General features: G+C 48.3%; 2 rRNA genes. Both read left to right on the top strand.

Features of this window, described 5'->3' with window-relative positions:
- Positions 1–284: 284 nt before the first annotated feature.
- Positions 285–3,175 (top strand): 23S ribosomal RNA (locus tag FY049_RS22080).
- 167 nt (positions 3,176–3,342) lie between these two features.
- Positions 3,343–3,457, top strand: a 5S ribosomal RNA gene (gene rrf, locus FY049_RS22075).
- The last annotated feature ends 7 nt before the right edge of the window (positions 3,458–3,464 follow it).

Genomic DNA, 3,464 nt, shown 5'->3' with positions numbered 1-3,464 from the left:
TCTGTGATTTATCACAGTTAACTACTCGCTGACGAGGCGGTAGTGAATCATTAACAGAATATATTTGAGTTGAAATAATTGTTTAAACTCGTTTTAGTTGATGTTAGCAAGCAATTGTTAATGTTGAATGAAATGAGCACTAGCGATAAAACTGAATCAAGCGTTTTGGTATATGAATTAAATTGAAGCTGTATGGTGATTAAGTTCACAGGCAACAAATAGAAGTGATTAAGTTCACATTGTTGATCCTCCTTGTAGGGATTAACGACTGTTTGGGGTTGTATAGTCAAGTAATTAAGTGCATGTGGTGGATGCCTTGGCAGTCAGAGGCGATGAAAGACGTAATAGCCTGCGATAAGCTTCGGGGAGGCGGCAAATATCCTGTGATCCGGAGATTTCTGAATGGGGAAACCCACTTACCATAAGGTAGGTATCGCATGATGAATACATAGTCATGCGAGGCGAACGAGGGGAAGTGAAACATCTCAGTACCCTTAGGAAAAGAAATCAATTGAGATTCCCTCAGTAGCGGCGAGCGAACGGGGATCAGCCCATTAAGTTATATGTGTTTTAGCGGAAAGCTCTGGGAAGTGCTACCGTAGAGGGTGATAGTCCCGTACACGAAAGGGCACATATAATGATGACGAGTAGGGCGAGGCACGTGAAACCTTGTCTGAATATGGGGGGACCATCCTCCAAGGCTAAATACTCCTGACTGACCGATAGTGAACCAGTACCGTGAGGGAAAGGCGAAAAGAACCCCTGTGAGGGGAGTGAAATAGATCCTGAAACCGCATGCATACAAGCAGTGGGAGCCGACTTGTTCGGTGACTGCGTACCTTTTGTATAATGGGTCAGCGACTTATATTCAGTAGCAAGGTTAACCGCATAGGGGAGCCGTAGAGAAATCGAGTCTTAATAGGGCGTTTAGTTGCTGGGTATAGACCCGAAACCGGGTGATCTATCCATGAGCAGGTTGAAGGTTGGGTAACACTAACTGGAGGACCGAACCCACTGTCGTTGAAAAGCCAGGGGATGACTTGTGGATAGGGGTGAAAGGCTAATCAAACTCGGTGATAGCTGGTTCTCCCCGAAAGCTATTTAGGTAGCGCCTCGGACGAATACCATAGGGGGTAGAGCACTGTTTCGGCTAGGGGGTCATCCCGACTTACCAAACCGATGCAAACTCCGAATACCTATGAGTACTATCCGGGAGACAGACTGCGGGTGCTAACGTCCGTAGTCAAGAGGAAAACAATCCAGACCGCCAGCTAAGGCCCCCAAATTATAGTTAAGTGGGAAACGATGTGGGAAGGCATAGACAGCTAGGAGGTTGGCTTAGAAGCAGCCACCCTTTAAAGAAAGCGTAATAGCTCACTAGTCGAGTCGGCCTGCGCGGAAGATGTAACGGGGCTAAAACTATATGCCGAAGCTGCGGATGTATACTATGTATACGTGGTAGGGGAGCGTTCTGTAAGCCGATGAAGGTGTATTGAGAAGTATGCTGGAGGTATCAGAAGTGCGAATGCTGACGTGAGTAACGACAAAACGGGTGAAAAACCCGTTCGCTGAAAGACCAAGGGTTCCAGTCCAACGTTAATCGGGGCTGGGTGAGTCGACCCCTAAGGCGAGGCCGAGAGGCGTAGTCGATGGGAAATTGGTTAATATTCCAATACTTCTGTGTAATGCGATGAGAGGACGGAGAAAGTTAAGTCAGCCTGGCGTTGGTTGTCCAGGTGAAAGGCAGTAGGCATGCATCTTAGGCAAATCCGGGGTGCTCTATGCTGAGAGCTGATAGCAAGCTAGTTTACTAGCGAAGTGGCTGATACTATGCTTCCAGGAAAAGTCTCTAAGCTTCAGTTACACAGGAATCGTACCCTAAACCGACACAGGTGGTCAGGTCGAGTAGACCAAAGCGCTTGAGAGAACTCTGCTGAAGGAACTAGGCAAAATGGTACCGTAACTTCGGGAGAAGGTACGCTGCTGACGGTGATAGGACTTGCTCCTTGAGCTATTGGCAGCCACAGAAACCAGGCCCCTGCAACTGTTTATTAAAAACATAGCACTCTGCAAACACGAAAGTGGACGTATAGGGTGTGATGCCTGCCCGGTGCTGGAAGGTTAATTGATGGGGTTAGCGTAAGCGAAGCTCTTGATCGAAGCCCCAGTAAACGGCGGCCGTAACTATAACGGTCCTAAGGTAGCGAAATTCCTTGTCGGGTAAGTTCCGACCTGCACGAATGGCATAATGATGGGGGCGCTGTCTCCAGCAGAGGCTCAGTGAAATCGAAATCGCCGTGAAGATGCGGTGTACCCGCGGCTAGACGGAAAGACCCCGTGAACCTTTACTGCAGCTTGACATTGAACTTTGATCTTACTTGTGTAGGATAGGTGGGAGGCTTTGAAGTAGTGACGCCAGTTGCTATGGAGCCATCCTTGAAATACCACCCTGGTAATATTGAGGTTCTAACTCTGTCCCGTTATCCGGGACGAGGACCATGTCTGGTGGGTAGTTTGACTGGGGCGGTCTCCTCCTAAAGAGTAACGGAGGAGTACGAAGGTGCGCTCAGCGTGGTCGGAAATCACGCGTAGAGTATAAAGGCAAAAGCGCGCTTAACTGCGAGACCCACAAGTCGAGCAGGTACGAAAGTAGGTCTTAGTGATCCGGTGGTTCTGTATGGAAGGGCCATCGCTCAACGGATAAAAGGTACTCTGGGGATAACAGGCTGATACCGCCCAAGAGTTCATATCGACGGCGGTGTTTGGCACCTCGATGTCGGCTCATCTCATCCTGGGGCTGAAGCAGGTCCCAAGGGTATGGCTGTTCGCCATTTAAAGAGGTACGCGAGCTGGGTTTAGAACGTCGTGAGACAGTTCGGTCCCTATCTACCGTGGGCGTTGGAAATTTGAGAGGATCTGCTCCTAGTACGAGAGGACCAGAGTGGACGAACCTCTGGTGTACCGGTTGTGACGCCAGTCGCATCGCCGGGTAGCTATGTTCGGAAGGGATAACCGCTGAAAGCATCTAAGCGGGAAGCCTACCTCAAGATAAGATTTCCCTAGGACTTTATGTCCTCTAAAGAGCCGTTGAAGACTACGACGTTGATAGGTTGGATGTGGAAGTGCGGTGACGCATGAAGCTGACCAATACTAATTGCTCGTGAGGCTTGACTATACAACACCCAAGCAGTTGTATATGAAGCATCATTTGATTCATAAAAGATCAAACATACTTGATTTAGTTGAAAAGCTAGTTACAATACCCAACTCAAATGTTCTGTTAAACTCATTTGGTACGAAGTAAGGCATTTAAATAAGACCCGAACAAGTCCATAACAGTTTGCTGGCGACAATAGCAAGAGTGAACCACCTGATCCCTTCCCGAACTCAGAAGTGAAACCTCTTAGCGCTGATGGTAGTGTGGGGTTACCCATGTGAGAGTAAGTCATCGCCAGCTTTTAAAT

It is taken from the genome of Acinetobacter sp. 1125_18A, assembly GCF_052824985.1.
The sequence above is the reverse complement of the archived record's forward strand: the minus strand, read 5'-3'. Positions and strand labels throughout refer to the sequence as shown.